At 34.8% G+C, this 465-nt stretch carries 1 protein-coding gene; it reads right to left on the bottom strand.

Annotated features, from left to right (window positions below; all coding sequences use genetic code 11):
- Positions 1–160 precede the first annotated feature (160 nt).
- Positions 161–382, bottom strand: coding sequence for a hypothetical protein (locus RM51_RS18875; protein WP_228375836.1), 222 nt, complete (start codon positions 380–382; stop codon positions 161–163).
- Positions 383–465: the final 83 nt, after the last annotated feature.

The following is a 465-nucleotide window of genomic DNA, read 5'->3' as shown; positions in this document are numbered from 1 at the left end:
CTTTTGACATTACAAATCTACAGCGGCGAAAAAAGTTTCTTTGTAGTGGAAAATGGAAGTTCTTGTAGTAAAATAACTACACAGCTTATTCATATGATTTAAGTAAAAAAGCCCTCAACACTTTCTGGTGTTGAGGGCTCATATAAATGTATTGTGTTACTTACAGTGCTATTGCAGTATATGTTATCGTCTGAAGTACCTTGGATGCTTTTTCTGCCGAAATAGAATCGTCAATATTTAATGACTGTTTGGTACCTAAACTTGTATTACTTACCAGCAACTGATCTGTTGTAGATAAAGTAACCTCATTCAGAGTATCACTAAATTTCCACCCAGTATTGCTTTTACCTGTACTATCTCTACAGGAATCATATTGCGCCACTTACAAAGTGTGGGCCTTCAGCTTTTACTTTTACATCAAAATTTTTGGAGGAAATAATAACTAAATGGTTTGGCACCGTTACA

The sequence above is a fragment of the Chryseobacterium taiwanense genome, from assembly GCF_000813825.1.
Taxonomy (GTDB): domain Bacteria; phylum Bacteroidota; class Bacteroidia; order Flavobacteriales; family Weeksellaceae; genus Chryseobacterium; species Chryseobacterium taiwanense.
The sequence above is the reverse complement of the archived record's forward strand: the minus strand, read 5'-3'. Positions and strand labels throughout refer to the sequence as shown.